Annotated in this window: 4 protein-coding genes; 1 reads left to right on the top strand and 3 read right to left on the bottom strand. The window is 68.8% G+C overall.

The window, feature by feature from the left end; genetic code table 11:
* Window positions 1-617: 617 nt before the first annotated feature.
* Complete coding sequence (locus AB0I71_RS27215) at window positions 618-869, bottom strand: hypothetical protein (RefSeq protein ID WP_357589300.1); 252 nt, start codon at window positions 867-869, stop codon at window positions 618-620.
* A gap of 68 nt (window positions 870-937) precedes the next feature.
* Between AB0I71_RS27215 and AB0I71_RS27210 the strand changes: the two genes are divergently transcribed.
* On the top strand, window positions 938-1480 hold the full coding sequence (locus AB0I71_RS27210; RefSeq protein WP_357589298.1) for a hypothetical protein: 543 nt from the start codon (window positions 938-940) through the stop codon (window positions 1478-1480).
* A gap of 15 nt (window positions 1481-1495) precedes the next feature.
* On the opposite strand, the gene AB0I71_RS27205 is transcribed toward AB0I71_RS27210, so the two are convergent.
* Both AB0I71_RS27205 and AB0I71_RS27200 read right to left on the bottom strand, forming a co-directional pair.
* Window positions 1496-2365 (bottom strand): DUF6406 domain-containing protein, encoded by an 870-nt coding sequence (locus AB0I71_RS27205; RefSeq protein WP_357589296.1) that lies wholly within the window; start codon window positions 2363-2365, stop codon window positions 1496-1498.
* A 46-nt stretch (window positions 2366-2411) separates the two neighbouring features.
* The gene (locus AB0I71_RS27200) at window positions 2412-3236 is read right to left on the bottom strand and encodes a DUF6406 domain-containing protein (protein WP_357589294.1); all 825 of its coding nucleotides are present in this window, start codon (window positions 3234-3236) and stop codon (window positions 2412-2414) included.
* Between the last annotated feature and the right edge of the window lie 47 nt (window positions 3237-3283).

The raw sequence follows: 3283 nt of genomic DNA, 5'->3' as shown, positions 1-3283 counted from the left end.
ATCAAACAATTTGGCACTGGCTTATCAAGCACCCTGTTGAGTTCTCAAAGAACAACCACACACCATCAGACAACCCAACCAAGGGCCACCATCCGAGGCACCACACCCAACACAACCGCGCCGGGCACTTTTACTACGTTACCTCACCGTCTGCGGCGAGTCAAACCGGGTTGTCCCGGTCCGTCACGCTTCAGGTGGTTCGGCACCCGTGATCGAGCGCAGCGGTTGCCCGCTTGACTCGGTCATCGGATTTGGCAGGCCGGCCGCTGCGGTTGCCCGCACGCTCGCCCGGTTCCCTGCCGGTCGTCAACCTTACCCGGTCGGTTCCGCCCCACCAAATCCGCCCCTCGGCGGCCCGGTCGAGCCCCACCCGGCCGTGTCCACAGAGGATGAACATCCTCGCGAACCCGGTGCCCTCGAGAACCTGACCGTCAGTGCTTTCGCCCTGTTTGCCCGTTCCGCGCTGGCAGAGAGAAAGTTACGCGCCCGGCGGATTGATCGTCAAATCGGCGGGGAGCGGTCCCCGTCACACCCCCGTTGGGTACCCGGCCGCGGCGCGACCACTCCGGCGCCTCCACACCGGAACACGGACCGACGACCCCCACGTGGACGCGGGCTCAGCGCGTACCGCGTCGGGACGCCCGCCACCCACGGAGGCCCAGCAGACCGACGGCCGTGCCGATGGCCAGCGACGCCGCGATGAGCAGCGCGTGCACCCACAGGAAGCCGGTCGCCGGCCAGTCCCCGACGGTCCCGCTCGACCACGACCTCGGGTCCTTCCAGATGGCCACCGCGAACCTCGGCCAGATCACCCAGGTCCAGACCCCGACCCCGGTGAGGAACACGGCCCAGCCGCGTGACAGCACCATGGTCGGCGAGTATGCCAGCGCCCGGACCGGGACGTCGGCGGAAGCGTCCGATCGGTACGGTGGGTCGCATGAGCCCGCTGCTGAGCCGCACCAACGCGGAGGCGCACCTCTACATGGATCTGCACCCGTGCGCCTGCGGGGAGACGCGCTTCCCCCGGGAGAGCGCGGTCGTGGCGCTCGACGACGGTGACTTGGCCAGCCGGTACACGGGCACCTGCCCGGGGTGCGGCCAGGAACGGGAGTTCCTGTTCCGGCTGCCACCGGCGCCAACTGCTGGCGGCGGTGGGTTCCGCTACGGCGGGGACGATCCCTCTCAGTTGCTCGATCCAGGGGAATGGCTGCTGGTCTCCGACGCGTACGCCGGTCAGGTGCCGGCCGACCCCGGAAGCGGCGAGGCCGGACAGCGGGCCCGGGCCGTGCTCACCCGCGCCGTGGCCGCACTCGACGAGGTCGGCAAGTTCATCCCGCCGGACGCGGCCGCTGTCCCAGCGAACGCCTTCACCACCGACCGGGGCCGGCAGCTGCACCAGCGCGAGCCCGGTCGGTTCCGGCGCGACCGGCTCACCGCCGTCCGCGACGCGTACGCCGGGATGCTCGCGCGGCTCGCCTAAGCACCGCCTCCTCGGCTACCTCGGCCCGTCCCCGTAGTTGCGAGGATCGGTGAAGGTTCCCGGCGGCATCATCTGCGCCGGCGGCAGGTCGTCCAGTTCCACCGGGGTCAACCGGCCGACGAGGTATCCCATTGATCGAGCCACCCCCTGCAGCTTCCGTTCCCGGGCAGCCGAGGCGGGGAGGCCGGGAGGCCCAACCAGATCCATCTCGTGCACGAAATAGACACTCCCGTCACTCGACTGCGTCGAGATGACCAGGAGGCCGCCGGACGGGTTAGCGATCACCAGCCAGTTCGGCGACAGCCAGGGATCCCGGTGTACGCGCTGGGCGTGCACCAGGTCAAACGGCGGGTGCTCGGGATGCACCCCGAACAAGGGTCGCTCCGGCAACAGGCTGAACGGCACGCCGGGGATGTGATGCTCCACCTCCGGCTGCGCCCCGTTGTTCCGGCGCAGCCAGTCACGGTAGCTCGGCGGCAGCCGGACCCCGAGCGCAGCTTCCAGCGACTGGAGCCGTGCCTCATCAAGCTCCCCGTACGGGCGCAGCCGGGCCGGCTTCCAGAGCCGCCCGGTGGGCGGATCCAGCACCTCGTTCTCGTCCACCCGACGGACGGTGACCTTCCACTCGTCCGCACTGGCCATGTCGAGGTCCGCGAAGCGCCAGGTCTCCTCGCCCACCGGGAAGGTCTCGCCAAGACTTACCTCATGGTGCGAGGAGTCCTCGCTCCGGTGGGGCATCGTGATGATCTCGGCCCGCACCGGCGGCCCTGCGCCGACCCAGCGCACCGCGACGCGGGCCGACCCGACGTCCATCGTCGCGTTGTTCTGGACGGCGGCCACATGAGTAAACGAGCGCACCAGCTCTCTCCCGGCTCCCTCAGGCACGATCAGGTGTTCAGCAAGTCGTACGGCGCCGGCTGCACACGCTTGCTCACAGCTGCCCGTTCTCGTAGTTACGGGGGTCCGTGAACGTCCCGGGCGGGTGGATCTCCGCAGGAGGAAGGTGGTCCAGTTCCATCGGGGTCAGCCGGCCGATGAACTCGTACATCGACCACGCCACCGCCCTCAGTTTCCGTTCGCGGGCGGCTGCGGCGGCCGGGTCAGGTGGTCCGACCAGGTCGAGCTCACTCACAAAATAGACGCTCTCGTTGCCCAACTCCGCTGAGACGACCAGCAGCCCACTGGCCGTACTCGCGATAACCAGCCAGGCTCGCGACAGCCAGGGATCTCGGTGTCGACGCTGGGCGTGCACCAGGTCGAACGGGGGGTACTCGGGGTGGACGCCGAACAGCGGAGCCGTCGGAAACAGGACGATCGGCATCCCCGGGATGTGGTGCGTCACCTCGGGTTGCGCACCATTGTTCCGGCTGAGCCAGAGGCGGTAGCCCCGCGGCAGCTGGGCTCCGAGCGCGGCCTCCAAGGACTGGAGCTGGGTCTCGTCGAGCTGGCCGTAGGGGCGTAGCCGAGCCCGCTTCCACAGCCGTCCGGTTGGCGGCTCCATCACCTCGCCCTCGTCTACCCGGCGGACGGTGACCTCCCAGTCGTCCGCACTGGACATGTCAAGGTCGGCGAAGCGCCAAGTCTCCTCGCCCACCGGGAAGGTCTCGCCGAGCGTGACCTCGTGGGCGAAGCTCTCCTCGCTCCTGAAGGGCATCACGATAATTTCGGCACACACCGGCGGCCCCACATCGACCCAACGCACCCCGAACCGAGCCGGCCCGACCGGCGTCGTCGTGTTGTTCTGGACGACAGCCACATGAGTAAACGAGCGCACCAGCTCTCTCCCGGATTTCTCAGGCACGA

It is taken from the genome of Micromonospora sp. NPDC049891 (assembly GCF_040660295.1).
GTDB lineage: Bacteria > Actinomycetota > Actinomycetes > Mycobacteriales > Micromonosporaceae > Micromonospora.
This window is presented reverse-complemented; position numbering and strand designations above follow the sequence as displayed.

Bases quoted from the DNA above. Each gene is read 5' to 3' on its own strand.
- AB0I71_RS27215 (WP_357589300.1), bottom strand. From the start codon at position 869: ATGGTGCTGTCACGCGGCTGGGCCGTGTTCCTCACCGGGGTCGGGGTC.
- AB0I71_RS27210 (WP_357589298.1), top strand. From the start codon at position 938: ATGAGCCCGCTGCTGAGCCGCACCAACGCGGAGGCGCACCTCTACATG.